This is a genomic window from Micromonospora sp. DH14 (assembly GCF_029809455.1).
Taxonomy (GTDB): domain Bacteria; phylum Actinomycetota; class Actinomycetes; order Mycobacteriales; family Micromonosporaceae; genus Micromonospora; species Micromonospora parva.
Genome location: NZ_JARVKT010000008.1, coordinates 126856 through 145925 on the forward strand (window position 1 = coordinate 126856; position 19070 = coordinate 145925).

A 19070-nucleotide genomic window follows, 5' to 3' on the forward strand; every position below is an offset into this window, starting at 1 on the left:
GTACGTACGTCTTGCTAAAGTCTCGGTCATGCGCCTGCTACCCCCGCCGGGTCCGTCCCGAGTCCTCACCCTCGGCACCCTGGTCAAGACCGTCGGGCGGGGCCTCTGGCTCGTCGCCAGCGCGCTCTTCCTCACTCGGTCGGTCGGCCTCTCGGCGACCCAGGTGGGCATCGGGCTGACCATCTCGGCTCTGGTCGGTGTGCTGGCCAGCACACCGAGCGGCTACCTGGCCGACCGCGTCGGCCCACGTGGGGTGCAGGTCGGTGCGCTGTTCGCCGCCGGCACCCTCACCATCGGCCTGATCGCCGTCCGGTCGCTGCCCACGCTCGTGCTGGTGGGAGCCGCCACCGCGCTCGCCGACGCGATCGAGCGCGGCGCTCGCGGCGCGCTGATCGCCGGAGCGATCCCGGCCGGCGAGCGGGTCCGCACCCGCGCCTACCTGCGAGCCACCACCAACGTCGGGATCTCCGTCGGTGCCGTCCTCGGCGGCTTCGCCATCGCCGCCGACACCCGCACCGCTTACGTGGCGCTGATCCTGGCCTCGGCGGCGACGTCACTGGCCGCAGCGGTGATCTTCCTCCGACTGCCGACCGTCGCCCCGGTCGCCGCCCCGGCGCACGGCCCTCGGCTGGTCGCCCTACGCGATCGCCCGTTCCTCGCCTTCACACTGGTCGACGGGCTGATGTCGATGCACTTCAGCCTGCTCACCATCGCCCTGCCGCTGTGGATCGCCGGCCACACCCGGGCCCCCGCCTGGATGATCTCCGCGTTGACGCTTGTCAACACCGTGCTGGTGGTGCTCCTTCAGGTCCGCGCCGCGCGTACGGCGGCGACAGTGCCCGGAGCCGCCCGCGCCGCCCGTCGCTCCGGCGTCGCCATCGCCCTGGCCTGCGTACTCTTCGCCGCCAGCGGCGCGCTGCCCACGGCCGGCGCGGTGAGCCTGCTCGGCCTCGGGGCGGTCGCCCACGTCACCGGTGAGCTGTGGCACTCCGCCGCCGGCTGGGGCATCTCCTTTGGGCTCGCACCGGCGGACGCCCAGGGGCAGTACCAGGGGGCGTACGGCATGGGCTACGAACTGGGCAAGATGCTCGCGCCGGTGGTGGTGACCTCCCTTGCGCTCGGCTGGGGCGTACCCGGCTGGCTTGTGCTCGGTGCCCTGTTCCTCCTGCTCGGAGCCCTGGTGCCCCCGGTCGTCCGATGGGCCGGGCGGACGCCGCCCCGTGAAGCCGGTGCCGGCCTCGTCACTCGACCGGCGGAGCGGGGGGTCAATCTGGCAGGCTGATAGTCGTGCTGACGGTGCCGGTACGCCAACTGGGGGAATCGGAGCGGCGCGCGGTCGAGCGACTGCTCGACCATGACCCGTTCGCGGGCGCGCAGGTCGCCGAGCGGATCGCCGCGCGCGGGCTCTCCTGGTGGCGGGCCGAAGGCAGAATCCTGGGGTACGGAGCCCGCCGCAACCTCGAATCACTCTGCTGGCTCGGCGGCAACCTGACCCCGGTGCTGGCCAGCGACGCCGCGGTGGGTGCCTTCGCCGACCTGCTCGTTGGCGAGGAGCGGCTCTGCTCCTCCATCGTCGGCCGGGCCGACGCCGTCCTCGGGCTGTGGGACCGCCTCTCCGACACCTGGGGGCCAGCGCGAGACGTCCGCCCCAATCAGCCGCTGCTGGTCACCGACACGCTGCCACCCGTACCGGCCGACCCGGAGGTACGCCAGGTCCGCTCCGGCGAGGTCGACCGGCTCTTCCCGGCGGCGGTGGCCATGTACACCGAAGAGGTCGGCGTCTCGCCACTGGCCGAGGACGGCGGACGCAGCTACCGGCGGCGGGTCAACGACCTGGTCCGGACCGGTCGCGCGTACGCCCGCATCGTCGACGGCAAAGTCGTGTTCAAGGCAGAACTCGCCGTTGTCACCAAGCGGACGGCGCAGATCCAGGGCGTCTGGGTGGCACCGGAGTGGCGGGGCCGGGGGATCGCCACCGCCGCCATGGCCGCGGTGGTCCGCGACGCGCTGCTGCGGGTCGCCCCCACCGTCAGCCTGTACGTCAACGACTTCAACCTCCCGGCCCGCCGCGTCTACGAGCGTTGCGGCTTCCAGCCGATCGGCACCCTGGCCACCGTCCTCTTCTGACCGCTGCGGGTTGGCTGCGGTGGGGTATCCATCGCGGGCGATGCCTTTCCCGTAGATCTTGGACAGTTTCCATCCGGGGCGGCCGAACCGAAAGTGTCCAAGATCTGTAAACGAACGCCGCCCGATGAGGCCATCCGAGCCGCCCGGTGACCCCCTGCATGGCCCACCCCCCCACCATCACGGCCGGCGTCCCGGCGTCCCGGCGTCCCGGCGTCCGGTGGTCCGGCGTTCCGGTGGTCCGGTGTCCGGCAACCCCGTGTTGGTGAGCTGGGTGCTCCGGCTCAGCAACGCCGACACGCCGACACGCCGTCCGGGTCCCGGTGGTCTGGTGTCTGGCGTCAGTTGGTCAATGGTTCGGGTGCCGGGCGGTCGATGGCAACGCGAAGGCCGCTGGCCGGCACCCCGGGTTGCGGGTGCCGGCCAGCGGTCGGTGTTCTTGGGTCTTACCGTGCGGTGCTGATGGTGGTGCGGTGGTGCGGTGGTGCTGGTGGTCAGCTGTTCCAGTGCTGGGCGACGAGGTCGGTGGCCTGCTGCTCCCACTGGGCGTAGGCGTCCGGGTAGGCCGAGACCTGCACGGTCTGCGCGGCGTCGGTCAGGGGCATGTCCTGCCACCCGTCGACCTGCTTGAGGCCCTTCAGGAACGCAGTCGTCGAGTACTCGGGGTCGGTGATCTGCTCCGGCGTGCCCCAACCCGAGCTCGGGCGCTGCTGGAACAGGCCCAGCGAGTCATGGTCGTTCATATCGCCGAGGTGGCCGAGGTTCTCCAGCTTGGACTCCTGCAGGCTCGTCGCGATGGAGATGACCGCGGCGCGCTCGGGCAGGCCGGCCTTCTTCGTGGCGGCGATGATCGCCTTGACGTTGGCGGTCTGCTCGTTGTTCAGGGTGATCCGGGACTGGTCGCCCTGCGGCTTCGCCGTCTGCACGGCCACGGCGGTGGGCTTGGCGTCCACGGCCGGGTTGGCGTGGGCGGCGATCGGGCCGGCGAACACACCACCGGCGAACGCGAGACCAGCAACGGACAGCATGCTCTTACGGATGATCGTGTTCATGGGGGTAGCTCCTTCGGGGGTAGGAACACCCGCACCGCCAAGGGGGAACGGCGGCAAGGGGTGTGAGCACCTCGTCCGGCGCTGCACTTGCAGGGGAAAGTTTGGGGGGTGACGCCTAGGGCGTCGGTCGGCGACTTCACGGGCGGGGGCTCGTGGCGCCGGGGTCCAGGTGTAACGACCGGGGGGCCGGGGTCATTCCCCGGTGGCCCAGTCCGTCGGCACTCACCCGGAGGCGGTGCCTGCGGTCGTTTCGTGGGGATCACAACGACCCGGGGGCCGGGGTCATTCCGGGCTGGCCCAACCTGTCGACACCCTCATCGCGGCGGTGCCTGCGGTCGGTCGTGGGGGTCATAACGACCGGGTGGCGGCGGGCATTCCAACCTGCGCGACCAATCCAAACCTGCGCGACCGACCGTCGCGGCCAGGGGCGCGGGCCGGTGGTGCTGCGATCGTCAGGGTGTGTAACGACCCCGGCCCGGCCACGATTCCCGCCTGCGGGTGCGCCCGGCCACTACCCACAAACACCCCACAACCCGACACACCACCCACACAACCACGAACCCACGGCACCAAACCGGCACCGCACACCCATGATCCACTCGGGTTTCAGGAAGTCGGGGCATCCCGGACGGCCGGACACCCCGACTTCCTGAAACCCGAGTCGATCAAGAACCACCCCGTCGGGCATTCGGCCGGGCGTACGGGTCGTCCGGGCCGTGCCGCGCGGTAGGTGCGGACCCGGGACAGGTGGTCGACGGGACCCGGGACAGGTGGTCGACGGGATTCGGGACAGGTGGTCGACGCCCGGGACAGGTGGTCGGCGGGATTCGGGACAGGTGGTCGACGGCGGCCGGGGCCGACGGGTCGACGGTGGACGAGGGCTGACGGGTCGACGACGGCGGATGGGGGCCTGGGTCGGTCCGCCGCTGCTCCTGGCTGAAACCGGCGGATGCCCTGCTCAGGACCGGAAAATCGGTTGAGTTGACGGGTTGGCGCCGGCAGGCTGAGGTCTCCGCCACCCACGTCCCGGAGGACTTCCATGCGCCTGCTCCGTGATCTGTGGGGCACCTCGACCCGCCGTATGACGATAGTGGCCGTTCTGATCGTGGTGGGCGCCGCTGGGCAGGCGGGCGCGTCGGCGCTGGCCGGCGCGGTGCTGGTGCATCGTTCGGCTGGCTTCTTCGCAGTGCTGGCCGCGGCTCTGGTCGCTGTGGTCCTCAGCGACCTCGCGGTGAGCCTGTTGATGGCCGGCCTGACCGCCGACTGGTCCGCCGACGTGCGTCGCCGGCTCTGTCGCGTCGCGCTCGGGCAGGACCTGCCCACCCTGGAGACCACCCCGGTGGGTGAGCTGCTGGACCGCATCGACGGGGATGTCTATCAGGTGGCGTCGGCGGTTCGTAACCAGGGCACCCGGCTGGCCCAGGGCCTCTGCGTCGGTCTGTTGTCGATGGTGGTCGCGCTTGTCGTGTGGTGGCCGGCCGGGATCGCGATGCTGCTGCTCACGGTGGTGCTCGCAGTCGGACTGCGTCGGCCCACGGCACGGATCGGCCCGGCCCGGATGGCCGAGGAGGAGGCGTGGTCCGACCTGGCCGCCGTGATGGAGGAGGCGGTGCACGGCCAGGACGACGTACGCACCAGTTTGGCGCGGCCGTACGTGCTGCGGTTGTACGCCCGGCGGGCCGCCGCCGTGCTGTCGCGGGGCGGTGTGGTCTGGGTGTTGTCCGCCCGGGTGGCGACGGTGGCCACCGCGACGATCCGGGCTGGCATCGGCGCGGTGGTGCTCGGCGGTGCGTGGGCGTTGGCCACCGACCGGATCGACGCCGCCCGGCTCACCGCCATCTGGCTGCTCGCCCTGGCGTTCGGGGCCACCGCGGAGCATGTCAGCCGGATGGTGCCGGAGATCCAGGAGGCTCTCGGCGCGTGGGCGCGGGTGCAGTTGCTCTACAAGGCCCGGCAGGAACCGGTCGGCGGGGCCAGCCCGAGCGAGGGCGACCTGCGCATTCGGGACCTGACGTTCGGGTACGGGGAGAGTGACCGGGGGGCCGCGCTACGCGGGCTCAGCCTCACCTTCGCCCGTGGCCGGTCGTACGCGCTGATCGGACGGACCGGTTCGGGCAAGTCGACGCTGGCGAAGGTGCTCACCCGGGCGGTCGACGTGCCGCCGGGCACTGTCTTCCTCGGCGGCACCGACCTGTGTGACCTCGACGTCGAGCAGCTGCGCCGCTGGGTGGCGCTGGTGCCGCAGCGCACCGAGATCCTGGCCGGCACGCTCGCCGAGAACGTCGCGCTCTTCGACCCGGAGTTGCTCGACGCGGCGGCTCGGGCGCTCGACGAGTTGGGCCTGGCCGGTTGGATCGCCGAGCTGCCGGACGGGTTGGCGACCCGGCTGGGCGAGGGCGGGCACGTGCTCTCCGCCGGTCAGGAGCAGTTGGTGGCGTTCGCCCGGATCCTGGTGCGGGAGCCGCACGTGGTGATCCTCGACGAGGCCACCGCGCGCCTGGACCCGGTCACCGAGGCGCGGGTGCAGCGCGCCACCGAACGGCTGCTGCGCGACCGGATCGGCATCGTCATCGCGCACCGGCTCTCCTCGGTACGCCGCTGTGACGAGGTGGTCGTCCTGGCCGACGGCGCGGTGGTCGAGGCCGGTCCGCTGGAGACGTCGACCCGTTTCGCCGAACTGTTGGCGACCAGCCACGCCGCGGCGTACGCCACGGTGACGCCGTCGGGTCGCACCGGCGCCGGCACCGACCTGCTGGTCGGCCCCGGACCGGCCAACGCCTGGCCGAGCGAGCCGGTCGCGCCGGTGCCCGCTCGGGTCGAGCCGGTCGCGCCGACCGAGCCGGTCGCGCCCACCCGGGCCGATCCGCCGCCACTGCCGCCCGTGCCGCCGGCCCGGACGCTGCGGGAGATCTTCCGGCTGTGCACCAACGATCCCCGGTACGGTGCGGCGGCGATCGTGCTGTTCCTCGGCCTGAGCCTGCTCGGGCTGGACGGCCCGGTGCTGCCCTGGCTCTGGGCGGACCTGGTCGACGGGACGGGCAGCCCGTACCTGCCGGCGGTGGGGATCGTCGCCGGGCTGTTGATCACCCTGCCGCTGCCGTTCTACACCCATGTCTGGTTCCCGCAGTGGTGGGTGCGGCAGATGCTGCGCATCGGTCTTCGCCTGGTGCACGGCCAGACCGGGCCGCGTCGGGTCAGCTCACACACCCCGGCCGAGGTGGTGGCGCAGGGTGGGGACACCGAGCGGGTGGTCCAGCTCGCCGACAACGTGCTGGACCAGACCGTCGCGCTGGTGCTCGTGGTCGCCATGACGGCCGTCACCGGCAGTGTCGTACCCGGGCTGTTCTTCCTCGGCACGATGGTCGTCTCCGGGCTGGCCGCGACGTTGTTCGGGCCGAAACTGGAGCGCGCGGCCCGGGCGACGGTGGCGGCGCGGGCCGCGTTCGCCACCGCGCTGGTCTCCGCGCTCTCCGCGGCGCGGACGGTGAAGCTCGCCGGCGCGACCACTGCGGTGCTGCGTCACCTGGCGGGCCTGGACGTGCTGCGCAGCGACCGGCAGCGGCGGGAGATCGCGGTGCAGGTGTGGGCGCGTTCCACCCCGTCGATGGCCAGTGGGCTGCTGCCGATCGGCGCCTGGGCGTTGTACCTGAACGGTTCGCTCTCCGCCGGGGCGGTGCTGGTGGCCGTCTCCACGCTGGGCGCGGCCCGCTGGTTCGCCTGGACCACGGCGTCGTTGATCTCGCAGCTGCCCTCGGCGCGGGTCTGGACCCGGCGAACCGCGGCGATGACCGGGGTGAGCGCGTACTCGGCGGGGGTGCCGGAGGTCGACCTGACCGCCGGGACGGCGCCCGCGCCGACCATGCCGCCCCGCCACCCGCTGCGCCGGCTGGAGTTGCGCGGCTTCGGGGTGGTGCACTCCGACGGTACGGTGGCCGTCCGCGACGTGGACCTGACCGTGCAGCGGGGCCAGTTGGTCCTGGTCGTCGGGCCGGTGGGGTCGGGCAAGTCGTCGTTGCTGCGCGGGCTGGCCGGGATCGTGCACCACACCGGCGAGCTGGCCTGGAACGGTGACCCGGTCACCGAGCCGGAGCTGTTCCTGCGTCCCAACCAGGTCGGCTACGTCGCCCAGCTGCCCCGGGTGCTGTCCGGCACGGTGGCCGACAACATCGCCCTCGGGCACCAGGTGGACGCGGCCGGGGCGGTCAGCACCGCCCAGCTCGACCATGACCTGGCCGCCGCCGGTGGGGGGCTGGGCCTGCTCATCGGCCACAAGGGCACCCGGCTCTCCGGCGGGCAGTTGCAGCGGTTGGCGCTGGCCCGGGCGCTGGCCCCGCGTACCGAACTGCTGGTCGCCGACGATGTGTCGTCGGCGCTGGACGTCACCACCGAGCTGGCGCTGTGGGAGGCGTTGCGCGGCCATGGCGTGACGGTTGTCGGCTCGACGGCGAAGCGGGCCGCGTTGGTCCGGGCCGACCACGTGGTGGTGCTGCTCGGCGGCACGGTGGCGGCCCAGGGCACCTGGCAGGACCTGGAAGGCGACTGGTCGCACCTGGCCGGTTGACCGACGGCCGGGCGGCCGCCCACACGGCGGCCGCCCGGTCGGTCGGGGTTCAGGCGGCGCGGGCGTACTGGGCGGGCCCGGAGTAGGCGACGCCGAGCTTCGCGGCGGCCCGGCGCGGCCAGTACGGGTCGCGCAGCAACTCCCGGCCCAGCAGCACCAGGTCGGCCTCGCCGCCGGCGACGATCTGCTCGGCGTGCTCAGGCTCCACGATGAGGCCCACCGCGCCGGTCGGTACGCCGGCCTCGCGGCGGATCTGGGCGGCCAGCGGCACCTGGTAGCCGGGGCCGAGCGGGACGCGCTGGTCCACGCTGACCCCGCCGGAGGACGCGTCGACCAGGTCGACGCCGACGCCGGCCAGCTCACCGGCGAGCACCACGCTGTCGTCGATCGTCCAGCCGCCCTCGACCCAGTCGGTGGCGGAGATCCGGGTCAGCACCGGCACGTCCTCGCCGACCGCGGCGCGCACCGCGCGGGCCACCTCCAGGGTCAGTCGCATCCGGGCGGCCCGGTCGCCGCCGTAGGAGTCGGTGCGGTGGTTGGTCAACGGCGAGAGGAACTCGTTGAGCAGGTAGCCGTGCGCGGCGTGGATCTCCACGGCGGCGAAGCCGGCGTCCACTGCGCGAACGGCTCCGGCCGCGAACGCCTCGACCACACCGGCGATGCCGGCCTCGTCCAGGCTGGTCGGCGTCCGGTAGCCGGCGGTGAACGGCTCCGAACCGGGGGCGACGGGCGTCCAGCCGCCCTCGGCGTCCGGCACGCCGCCGCGCTCCGGCGCCCACGGCCGGTAGGTGGAGGCCTTGAAGCCGGCGTGGGCGAGCTGTACGGCCGGCACCGCGCCGTGGGCGGCGACGAACGCGGTCACCGGCCGCCAGGCGTCGACGTGCGCACCTGACCAGAGGCCGGTGTCCTGCGGGCTGATCCGGCCCTCGGGAAGCACGGCGGTCGCCTCGGTCAGGATCAGGCCGGCGCCGCCGACAGCGCGACTGCCGAGGTGGATCAGGTGCCAGTCGGTGGGCAGACCGTCGGGGCCGGCGGAGTACTGGCACATGGGTGCCATGGCGATCCGGTTGGGCAGTGTGACAGCGCGCAGGGCCAGGGGAGTGAACAGGGAACTCATGGGGTCATCCTCTCCGACACGACGACGGGCCCCCGGGGAGAGGGGCCCGTCGTCGTCTGGGTGAACCGATCAGGCAGGAACGGGGCTGAGCTCGGGTCGGGTGTCGGCTGCCGACTCCGGCTCGGTCAGATCCCGCCGGCCGGCGGACTCGTACGCGGCGCGGTCGAGGGTGCCCTCGCGGGCGGCGACCACCGTCGGCACCAGTGCCTGCCCCGCGACGTTGGTGGCGGTGCGGATCATGTCCAGGATCGGGTCGATGGCCAGCAGCAGGCCGGCGCCGGCCAGCGGCAGGCCCAGCGTGCTGAGGGTGAGGGTGAGCATCACGATCGCGCCGGTCAGGCCGGCGGTGGCCGCCGAGCCGACCACCGAGACGAAGGCGATCAGCAGGTAGTCGGTCAGGCCGAGCTGGACGCCGAACACCTGGGCCACGAAGATCGCGGCGAGGGCCGGGTAGATGGCGGCGCAGCCGTCCATCTTCGTGGTGGCGCCGAAGGGCACCGCGAACGAGGCGTACTCGCGGGGCACACCGAGCCGCTCGACGGAGCGCTGGGTGACCGGCATGGTGCCGACCGAGGAGCGGGACACGAAGGCCAGCTCGATCGCCGGCCAGGCACCGGCGAAGAAGCGCAGCGGGTTGAGCCGGCCGGCGAGGATCAGGACCAGCGGGTAGACCACGAACAGCACGATGGCGCAGCCGACGTAGACGGCGGTGGTGAACTTCGCGAGGGGCGCCAGCAGGTCCCAACCGTACGAGGCGACGGCGTTGCCGATCAGGCCGAGGGTGCCGATCGGGGCGAGCCGGATGACCCACCAGAGCGCCTTCTGGACGATCTCCAGCAGGGAGCGGTTCAGCGCCACGAACGGTTCGGCGGCCTCGCCGACCAGCAGGGCGGCGGCACCGATGACGACGGCCAGGAAGACGATCTGCAGGACGTTGCCCTCGACGAACGCGCCGACCGGGTTGGTGGGCACGATGCCGGTGAGGAAGTCGGTCCACGAACCGGTCTTCTTCGGCGCCGTGGCGCCACCCAGGTCGAGGGTCACCCCCCTGCCGGGGTTGGTGAGCAGGCCGAGGCCGATGCCGATGCTCACCGCGATCAGCGCGGTGATGCCGAACCACATCAGGGTCTTGAGGGCGAGCCGGGCGGCGTTGGCGACGCCACGCAGGCTGACCACGCTGACCACGATGGCGGTGAAGACCAGCGGCGGCACGGCCAGCTTGAGCAGCTGGACGAAGAGGTTGCCGACGGTGTGCAGGGTGCTGGTCAGCCAGCTCAGGTCGTTGGTGCGGGCCAGGAAGCCCAGCGCGACGCCGAGGACGAGGCCGAGCAGGATCTGCACGGAGAAGGGAATTTTGCGCAGGCTGAAGGGCATGAAGATCTATCCAATTGTCCGGTCCGATCGGGGCAGGCGTAGAAACGCGGCTAGCCCGGACAGATGCCACTGGCCTGCAGTCGGAGATCGACATACAGGCGGACAGTAAGGCCCCAGACATTGGTCATCGCCCGCCGACGATACGCCGATTCCCGCCTATTGGAAGGACCGGTCGGGGTGAGGCTCCTTACAGAGGGCCAGCGCGGTGGCGGTGCACAGGCCCCACAGCACCGCGAGGGCGAGGATCAGCCGTTCCAGTACCCCCACCAGTGTGCCCCGGCCGATGACGAGCATCGCCAACCCCACCGCGGCGCAGAGCGGCAGGGCCAGCGCGGCGGCCCCGCCCGCCAGCCGGCGCACCACGCTGCCGACCGACCCGGAGACGGCAAGCGTGATCATGGCGAAGACCACCGCGGCGGTCGCCGCGATGCTCGCGCCGCCGTGCACCAGGTCCGCCGTCGTCGCCCGTTCGAACGGTGGCAGCGGGCACCCGCCGGAGCAGGTCACCGCCCCGGACACGGCGGTGAACACGGCGCCGGTGGCGAGCAGCGCCGGGGCCGCCGCCCACACCCCCGGTGGCAGCGCCGCGCCGATCAGCAGCAACGCGGCGGCAAGGGCCAGGATCCCGATCCGGTACGTCGCGGCGTGGGTGCTGCCGGCGATGCCCGCCTCGCTGACGTACCCCGTGAGCCCTGGACCGGGACCGGCGACCACGGCGAGCGTCACCGCCACCGCGCCGGCCAGGGTGCAGCCGGCCGCGGCGGACCCGGCGGCCCGGCGGGCGATGTCCCCGCCCGCCGCCGGCGCGCTCGGGGCGGCGGACCGACCCGGCTCAGCCACGCCCGTGCGGCGTGCGCCAGCCGGACTCGTCCGGCCCGAGTGGCACGATCCCGCTGGGATTGATCTCCCGGTGCGTGCCGTAGTAGTGCCGCTTGATGTGGTCGAAGTCCACCGTCTCGCCGAAACCCGGCGTCTGGAACAGGTCCCGGGCGTACGCCCAGAGCACCGGCATCTCGGTCAGCTTGTCGCGGTTGCACTTGAAATGCCCGTGGTACGCCGCGTCGAAGCGGACCAGCGTGGTGAACAGCCGCACGTCCGCCTCGGTGATCGCGTCGCCCATCAGGTAACGCTGCCCGGCCAGCCGTTCGGAGAGCGCGTCCAACCGGGCGAAGAGCGCCCGGAACGCCTCGTCGTACGCCTCCTGCGAGGTGGCGAACCCGCACCGGTAGACGCCGTTGTTGACGTCGGCGTGGATCTCGGCCATCAGCGCGTCCATCTCGGGACGCAGGTCGACCGGGTACAGATCCGGTGCGTCGGGCCGGTGCAGCCGCCGCCACTCGGTGGAGAAGTCGAGTGTGAGCTGCGGGTAGTCGTTGGTGACCACCCGGCCGGTCAGGGTGTCCACCAGCGCCGGCACCGTCACCCGGCCGGTGTAGTCGGGGTCGGTGGCCAGGTACGCCTCGGAGAGGAAGCTCACCCCGAGGACCGGGTCGAAACCGTCCGGGTCGAGGGCGAACGCCCAGCCCCGCTCGTCCCGGATCGGGTCGACGGTGCCCAACGAGATCGCGTCGTCCAGCCCGAGCAGGCCGCGCACGATCCTCGCCCGGTGTGCCCAGGGGCAGGCACGGCACCAGATCAGCCGGTAGCGGCCGGCCTCCAGTGGCCAACGGTCCTGCTCGTCCGGGCCGCCGCCCGGTGGGGACGTCGAGTCGGCGGTGACCCGACCGGTGAACCGGTTCGGCTGGCGGACGAACGCGCCACCGCCGCTGGTCTCTGCGCTGAACTGGGCCCGGGCCATGCCGTCAACCTATCCGCTGCCGGCGCGGATATCCTGGCGGCCGGCAGCCCCCGCGACCCGGTGGGCGTGCCCCACCCCCGCCGTCTGCACCCCCTAAGGACTCGCGATGACCGTGGCATACCTGGTGGCCGGTGTCCGCACCCCGATCGGCCGGTACGCGGGCGCGCTGGCCGGCGTCCGCCCCGACGACCTGGCCGCGCACGTGATCCGTGAGCTGGTCGCCCGCCACCCCTCGGTCGACTGGGCGCGGGTCGACGACGTCGTGCTCGGCTGCGCCAACCAGGCCGGCGAGGACAACCGCAACGTGGCCCGGATGGCGGCGCTGCTGGCCGGCCTGCCCGAGGAGGTGCCGGGCGGCACCGTCAACCGGCTCTGCGGCTCGGGGCTGGACGCGCTCGCCACCGCCGCCCGATCCATCGTCGCCGGGGACGCGGAGTTGGTGATCGCCGGCGGGGTGGAGAGCATGAGCCGGGCGCCGTTCGTCATGCCGAAGGCGACCTCGGCGTACTCCCGCTCGGCCGAGGTGTACGACACCACGCTGGGCTGGCGGTTGGTCAACCCGTTGATGCGTGACGGCTGGGGGGTCGACTCGATGCCGGAGACGGCGGAGAACGTGGCCGCCGAGTACGGCGTCAGCCGGGCCGAGCAGGACGCCTTCGCGTACCGCTCGCAGCAGCGCGCGGCCAAGGCGCAGGCCGACGGCCGCTTCGCCGAGGAGATCGTGGCGGTGTCCGTGCCGGCCGGTCGTCGGGAGACCCGGCTGGTCGAGGTCGACGAGCACCCCCGGGAGACCACGCTCGCGAAGTTGGCCGCGCTGCCCACCCCCTTCCGCGACGGTGGCACGGTCACCGCCGGCAACTCCTCGGGTGTCAACGACGGCGCTGTCGCGCTGCTGGTGGCCAGCGAGGCGGCGGTTTCCCGGTACGGCCTGACCCCGCTGGCCCGGATCGTCGGCGCCGCGGTGGCCGGTGTGCCGCCGCGGATCATGGGGATCGGCCCGGTGCCGGCCACCCGCAAGCTGCTCGATCGCGTCGGCGTCGGGTTGGACGCCGTGGACGTGGTGGAGCTGAACGAGGCGTTCGCCGCGCAGTCCGTCGCCGTGCTGCGTGAACTGGGGCTGCCGGTGGACGCCGACCACGTCAACCCGAACGGTGGGGCCATCGCGCTGGGGCACCCGCTCGGTGCCAGCGGGGCCCGGCTGGCGCTGACCGCCGCCCTGGAGCTGCGCCGTCGCGGCGGCCGACGGGCGTTGGCCACCATGTGCATCGGCGTTGGTCAAGGCATCTCGCTGTTGCTGGAGTCAGCCGCCTAGAGTGGTCCACACCACACGACCCGCGGGTCGGCCGGCGCTCGCGCGTGCCCGTGGCACGCCCGTCCGCCGGTGCCGTCCCGCGCCGCGGCGATGAACTGGGGAGCACACTGATGCCGGACGGACTGCCGACCGAGATCGATCTGACCAGGCCGAGCGCGGCCCGGGTGTATGACTACTTTCTGGGTGGGGCGCACAACTTCGAGATCGATCGGCAGCTGGCCGAACAGATCGCCAGCATGACCCCGAATCTCGCCGCCACCATGCGGTCCGGTCGGGAGTTCCTCCGCCGGGCCGTCCGGGTGCTGCTCGACGCCGGCATCGACCAGTTTCTCGACATCGGCTCCGGGATCCCCACCGTGGGCAACGTGCACGAGGTGGCGCAGGGAGTGAACCCCAAGGCCCGCGTGGTGTACGTCGACATCGACCCGGTGGCCGTGGCGCACAGCCGGGAGCTGCTCGCCGGCAACGAGCTGACCGGGGTGATCCACGCCGACCTGCGGGAGCCGGAGCGGATCCTCGCCGAGACCCGCCAGCTCGGGCTGATCGACTTCAGCCGACCGGTGGGCATCCTGCTGGCCGGGGTGGTGCACTTCATCCCGGACACCGACCGTCCCGAGGCGATCCTGGCCACCCTGCGGGAGGCCGCCGCGCCGGGCAGCTTCCTGGTCATCTCGCACTCCACATTCGAGGACCAGCCGCAGGAGATGCTGGACGCCCAGCGGCTCTCCGCCCGTACCGCCACCGAGATCACCCTGCGCTCCCGGGCACAGGTCACCGGTTTCTTGGGCGACTGGACCGTCCTGGAACCAGGTGTCGTGCACATGCCGCTCTGGCGTCCCGACTCACCGTCCGACGTGGACGAGAACCCGGAGCGGTTCGGCGCCTTCGGCGGCGTCGCCCGGTACGACCAGCCCGCCGGCTGACCCCGTGGCCGCCGTCCCGGACCCCGCCGGGGTCGATGCCGGCCGGGACCCCGCCGGGGTCGATGCCGGCCGGGACCCCGCCGGGGTCGATGCCGGCCGGGCCGATGCCGTGGGGTACGCCGTCGACTGGGCCCGCGCGGTACGCCGTCTCGGTTTCGTGCCACTGAGCCTGGCCGAGACCGAGCGGCTGCTGCTGGCGCACACGGTCCGGCTGGCCCAGGCGATACGGGCGGAGCCGTTCAGCGTCGGCCCCGCCGAGGAGGTCGGGCGGGCCCTGGTGGAGGCGCACCTCACCGAGCCGCAGGCGCTGGAGTGGACGCTGCACGCGCTCGGTGCGACCTTCGGGCGGCGGGTTCTCAGCGACGGTGACCGGCCGGCCGACCTCGCCGACCGGATCGCCGCGATGCAGGGCGGCCTGGCCGCCGGGTTCGCCCGCGCGCTGCGCGACCGCACCTTCAGCCAGCAGGAGCGCATCGCCCGGTCGGCCTGGCAGGCGCGTGACGAGGTGGAGCAGGCGCTGCGCGCGAGTGAGGCGCGGTTCCGGGCGGTGTTCACCGGAGCCGCGATCGGGATCGGCATCGCCGGCGTGGACGGCCGGATCATCGACGTCAATCAGGCGTTCGCCGACATGCTCGGCTACTCGATCGAGGAGTTGCGCAAGATCAACGTGGCGGCGCTGTTCCACGCCGACGACGCCGCCGGGATGTGGGAGCTCTACCAGGAGCTGATCGAGGGCAAGCACGACGCGGTCCGGGTGGAGAAGCGCTACTACCGCAAGGACGGCAGCGTGGTCTGGACGGATCTGGCCGTCTCGCTGATCCGACACGAGGGACGGCCACGATTCACCGTTGCGATGATCGAGGACATCACCGAGCGGTACCAACTCCAGCAGCGCCTGCGTTTCCAGGCGCTGCACGACCCGCTGACCGGGCTGCCCAACCGGACGTTGTTCTTCGAGACGTTGGGACGGGTGCTGGACACCGCGGGTGTCGGGCAGCGGGTCGGGGTGTGCTTCCTCGACCTGGACGGCTTCAAGGCGATCAACGACAGTCTCGGCCACGACCTCGGTGACCGGCTGCTGGTGATGATCGCTCGCAGGCTGGCCGCGTGCGTGGCCGACCACGGCCACCTGGTCGCCCGGATGGGGGGCGACGAGTTCGTGATCCTCGTCGCGGGCGGCGACGACGCCGACGACCCGGTCGCCGTCGCCGAGGCCGCGCTGGCCGCCGTCGCGGCCCCGGTCCACGTCGGTGAGCACCAGTTGGCCGTCTCGGCCAGTGTGGGCATCGTGCAGTGCCCCGCCTCGGAAACCACCGCGTCGGAGCTGATGAAGGCCGCGGACACCACGCTCTACTGGGCCAAGGCGGCGGGCCGGGGCCGGTGGGCGGTCTACGACCCCGAGCGCGGCGCCCGGGACATCGCCCGGTCGGCGCTGGTCGCCGGTTTGCCCGCCGCACTCGACCGGGGCGAGTTCGTGTTGCACTACCAGCCGATCGTGTCGCTGCTGGAGGGCACCATGCTGGCGGTGGAGGCGCTGGTCCGTTGGGAGCACCCGGAGTTGGGCCTGATCGGGCCGGACCGGTTCATCGGGCTGGCCGAGGAGACCGGCCTGATCGTCCGGCTCGGCGAGTGGGTGCTGCGGCGGGCCTGCGCGGACGCCGAGCGGTGGTGGCGGGAGTTCCCGGACGCCCGGCTGGTGGTCAGCGTCAACCTCGCCGCGCGGCAGGCCGACGAACCGGCCATCGTGGACACCGTGGCCGACGCGTTGCGGACCAGTGGTCTTCCCGCGGAGCTGCTCCAGCTGGAGCTGACCGAGAGCGCCGTGATGGGCAGCGCCGGTGAACCGCTGCGCAGCCTGCACCGGCTCGCCGCGCTCGGCGTCCGGCTGGCAGTGGACGACTTCGGCACCGGTTACTCCAACCTGGCGTACCTGCGCCGGTTGCCGATCCACTGCCTGAAGCTCGCCGGCCCGTTCGTCGAGGGTATCCGCGCGGACCGGACCGACGAGGCCGCCGACCACCGCGACGAACGGATCGTCGACGCGTTGGTCCGGCTGGCGCACGCCCTGGAGCTGTGGGTCACGGCCGAGGCGGTGGAAACCGGCGTGCAGGCGGAACGGCTGCGGGCGCTGCGCTGCGACACCGGGCAGGGCCGCTTCTTCGGTGCCCCGGCCCCGGCCGACGCGATCACCGCCCGGCTGCGCGGCGACGGAGCACTGCCGTGAGCGGGAGACCGGTGCGTTCTGGGCGGCGACGCAGCACTGCCGTGCGCGGGGGACCGTTGCGGTCCGGGCGGCGGCGACGGAGGGTGGCGACGTGGACCTGACGGACTCGCAGACGGTGGTGACCGTGGTGGCCGGGCTGGCCATCCTGGCCGGGTTGGCCGGCGTGGTGGTGCCCGGTCTGCCGGCGCTGCCGCTGTGCTGGGGTGGCGTGCTGGTCTGGGCCGTGTTCGGCGGTGCCGGCCTGGCCGGCTGGGCGGTGTTCGCCGCCGTCACCCTGGTCGCCGCGAGCGGCGCCGTGATCAAGTACGCGTGGCCCGGCCGGAACCTGAAGCGTACCGGTGTGCCGACGTCCACGCTGCTCGCCGGCGGGGTGCTCGGCATCATCGGGTTCTTCGTGGTGCCGTTCGTCGGGTTGGTGCTCGGCTTCGTGGCGGGGGTGTGGGCAGCGGAGCGGCTGCGGCTGGGCAGCAACCAGCTCGCCTGGCCGTCCACCGTGCAGGCCCTCAAGGCCGCCGGCCTGTCGATCCTCGTGGAGTTCCTGGCCGGCATGATCATTGCGGCCCTCTGGGTAGCCGGCCTCCTCCTGACCTGACCCCCCACCGCCCGGCGTGATCAAGAGGTTTGCGTCAGGAATCGGGCCCCGTTTGACGCAAACCTCTTGATCACGCGGGGAAAGGGGGCGCGGGGCACTTTTGGGTACGGGCGGCGTGCCCGTGCGTGAGAGAGAGGCGTGCCCCGCGCCACCGGTGTCGGGCGGTCCGAGCGCCCGGGGTGGGGCCCTGATCGGGCCTGGTCACTGGTCCAGGATGCGGGCCGGGGTGGCCGGACGGCAACGCAATTAGCCCGCCGGCGGTGAGATTCCCACCGCCTACGTATTGACCACCTTGATCGGCCGGGTCGACACTTTGCCCACTCGCACGCGGAACCACCTCAGGGAGGTGTGCAGTGGCCACGACGCCCGTGCCGACCGCCGAGCAACCGATGGACGACGACGCCCGACGGCTCGCTGAACTCGGCTACAAACAGGAACTACGCCGCAAGTGGAGTGGCTTCTCCAACTTCGCCATCTCCTTCTCGATCATCTCGATCCTGGCCGGTTGCTTCACCACCTTCGGTCAGGCGTGGAACAACGGCGGGCCGGTCGCCGTCTCCTGGGGCTGGCCGCTGATCTCACTGTTCATCCTGATCATCGGCTTCTGCATGGCGGAGCTGGTGTCGGCGTACCCGACAGCGGGCGGGATCTACTGGTGGGCGGCCACCATGGGTCGCCCCGTGCACGGCTGGTTCACCGGCTGGTTGAACCTGATCGGTCTGGTGGCGGTCACCGCCTCGGTCGACTACGGCTGCGCGACGTTCCTCAACCTCACCCTGTCGGCGCTCTTCGACGGCTGGGCCGGGACGCTGCGGCAGGCGTTCATGCTCTTCGTGATCATCCTGGTGCTGCACGGGTTGATCAACATCTTCGGGCACCGGATCATCGACGTACTCCAGAACGTCTCGGTCTGGTGGCACGTGGCCGGCGCGGCCGTCGTGGTGGCCATCCTGGTCTTCGTTCCCGACAACCACCAGAGCTTCCAGTTCGTGTTCACCGAGCGGTTCAACAACTCCGGCTTCGGCGACGGCGACATCGGTGGGCTGACGTTCTGGTTCTACGTGCTGCCGCTGGGTTTCCTGCTCACCCAGTACACGATCACCGGCTTCGACGCCTGCGCGCACGTCTCCGAGGAGACCCGGGGCGCGTCGCAGGCCGCGGCCCGTGGCCTCTGGCAGTCGATCTTCTACTCGGCGGTCGGTGGCTGGATCCTGCTGCTGGCGTTCCTCTTCGCGGCCACCGACGTCGAGGCGGTCAACGCTGCCGGCGGCTTCTCCGGCGCCATCTTCGAGTCCGCGCTGACCCCGGTCTTCTTCAAGATCGTCATCATCATCTCCACCATCGGCCAGTTCTTCTGCGGCATGAGCTGTGTGACCTCGATGAGCCGCATGGCGTACGCGTTCAGTAGGGACCGGGCGGTGCCCGGATGGCGGCTCTGGTCGACCGTCGACCGCAACGGCACCCCGGTCAACGCCATCATCGGCGCCACGGTGGCCGGTCTGGTGCTGACCCTGCCGGCGCTCTACGAGAGCTCCGCCGGCATCCCGATCGCCTTCTACGCGGTGGTCTCCGTCGCGGTGCTCGGGCTCTACCTGTCGTTCCTCATCCCGATCGCGCTGCGGCTGCGGATGGGCGACCGGTTCGTGCCCGGCCCGTGGACGCTCGGCCGCAGGTACAAACTGCTCGGCTGGATCGCGGTGATCGAGATCGCGATCATCGCCGTGTACTTCGTGCTGCCGATCGTGCCCGCCGGCGTACCCGGTAACGACGGGTTCACCTGGTCGGCGGTGAACTACGCGCCGTTGGCCGTGGGCGGGGTGCTGCTGGTCGTCGCCGTCTGGTGGTACGCCTCGGCCCGCAAGTGGTTCACCGGCCCGGTCCGTACCGTCGAGCAACCCACGCCAGCGGTCGACCCGACGCCGGCCGACGGCCCGGCCTGATCAGCGCCCGGCGGGACGGGCGGTGCGGCCGTCCCGCCGGGTTTGCCGCCCGT

The 19070-nt window shown here is 72.3% G+C and carries 13 protein-coding genes; 8 read left to right on the forward strand and 5 right to left on the reverse strand.

Annotation, left to right across the window (positions count from 1 at the left end; translation table 11 throughout):
- Nucleotides 1-28: 28 nt before the first annotated feature.
- Nucleotides 29-1282 carry an MFS transporter gene (locus QCZ28_RS13375; protein WP_279516950.1) on the forward strand — a complete coding sequence of 418 codons (1254 nt, stop codon included), beginning with the start codon at nt 29-31 and terminating at the stop codon, nt 1280-1282.
- A gap of 5 nt (nt 1283-1287) precedes the next feature.
- Nucleotides 1288-2127 carry a DUF4081 domain-containing GNAT family N-acetyltransferase gene (locus QCZ28_RS13380; protein WP_279516951.1) on the forward strand — a complete coding sequence of 280 codons (840 nt, stop codon included), beginning with the start codon at nt 1288-1290 and terminating at the stop codon, nt 2125-2127.
- Between the two features lie 491 nt (nt 2128-2618).
- Here QCZ28_RS13380 and QCZ28_RS13385 read toward each other — a convergent pair whose 3' ends face one another.
- Nucleotides 2619-3176 carry a hypothetical protein gene (locus tag QCZ28_RS13385; protein ID WP_279516952.1) on the reverse strand — a complete coding sequence of 186 codons (558 nt, stop codon included), beginning with the start codon at nt 3174-3176 and terminating at the stop codon, nt 2619-2621.
- A 1039-nt stretch (nt 3177-4215) separates the two neighbouring features.
- Here QCZ28_RS13385 and QCZ28_RS13390 point away from each other — a divergent pair.
- Entirely contained in the window at nt 4216-7737 is a 3522-nt protein-coding gene (locus QCZ28_RS13390) for an ABC transporter ATP-binding protein/permease (RefSeq protein WP_279516953.1), read from the forward strand.
- Nucleotides 7738-7786: 49 nt separating this feature from the next.
- Here the strand turns inward: QCZ28_RS13390 and QCZ28_RS13395 are convergent, their stop codons facing one another.
- From QCZ28_RS13395 to QCZ28_RS13410, 4 genes are all read right to left on the reverse strand, one after another.
- On the reverse strand, nt 7787-8854 hold the full coding sequence (locus QCZ28_RS13395; protein ID WP_279516954.1) for an NADH:flavin oxidoreductase/NADH oxidase: 1068 nt from the start codon (nt 8852-8854) through the stop codon (nt 7787-7789).
- 69 nt (nt 8855-8923) lie between these two features.
- Nucleotides 8924-10216, reverse strand: a complete 1293-nt coding sequence (locus tag QCZ28_RS13400; protein ID WP_279517041.1) for a dicarboxylate/amino acid:cation symporter — start codon at nt 10214-10216, stop codon at nt 8924-8926.
- 168 nt (nt 10217-10384) lie between these two features.
- Entirely contained in the window at nt 10385-11068 is a 684-nt protein-coding gene (locus tag QCZ28_RS13405) for a DUF998 domain-containing protein (protein WP_279516955.1), read from the reverse strand.
- Complete coding sequence (locus tag QCZ28_RS13410; RefSeq protein ID WP_279516956.1) at nt 11061-12026, reverse strand: glutathione S-transferase C-terminal domain-containing protein; 966 nt, start codon at nt 12024-12026, stop codon at nt 11061-11063. Before QCZ28_RS13410 ends, QCZ28_RS13405 begins: the two co-directional genes overlap by 8 nt.
- A 106-nt stretch (nt 12027-12132) precedes the next feature.
- On the opposite strand from QCZ28_RS13410, the gene pcaF reads away from it, so the two are divergent.
- From pcaF to QCZ28_RS13435, 5 genes are all read left to right on the forward strand, one after another.
- Nucleotides 12133-13338, forward strand: coding sequence for a 3-oxoadipyl-CoA thiolase (gene pcaF, locus QCZ28_RS13415; RefSeq protein WP_210865783.1), 1206 nt, complete (start codon nt 12133-12135; stop codon nt 13336-13338).
- Between the two features lie 110 nt (nt 13339-13448).
- The gene (locus tag QCZ28_RS13420; RefSeq protein ID WP_279516957.1) at nt 13449-14261 is read left to right on the forward strand and encodes an SAM-dependent methyltransferase; all 813 of its coding nucleotides are present in this window, start codon (nt 13449-13451) and stop codon (nt 14259-14261) included.
- A 109-nt stretch (nt 14262-14370) separates the two neighbouring features.
- Nucleotides 14371-16485: an EAL domain-containing protein gene (locus QCZ28_RS13425; RefSeq protein WP_279517042.1), complete on the forward strand. Its 2115-nt coding sequence runs from the start codon at nt 14371-14373 to the stop codon at nt 16483-16485.
- A gap of 91 nt (nt 16486-16576) precedes the next feature.
- Complete coding sequence (locus QCZ28_RS13430) at nt 16577-17077, forward strand: DUF456 domain-containing protein (protein ID WP_279516958.1); 501 nt, start codon at nt 16577-16579, stop codon at nt 17075-17077.
- A gap of 353 nt (nt 17078-17430) precedes the next feature.
- Nucleotides 17431-19017, forward strand: a complete 1587-nt coding sequence (locus QCZ28_RS13435; protein WP_279516959.1) for an amino acid permease — start codon at nt 17431-17433, stop codon at nt 19015-19017.
- The last annotated feature ends 53 nt before the right edge of the window (nt 19018-19070 follow it).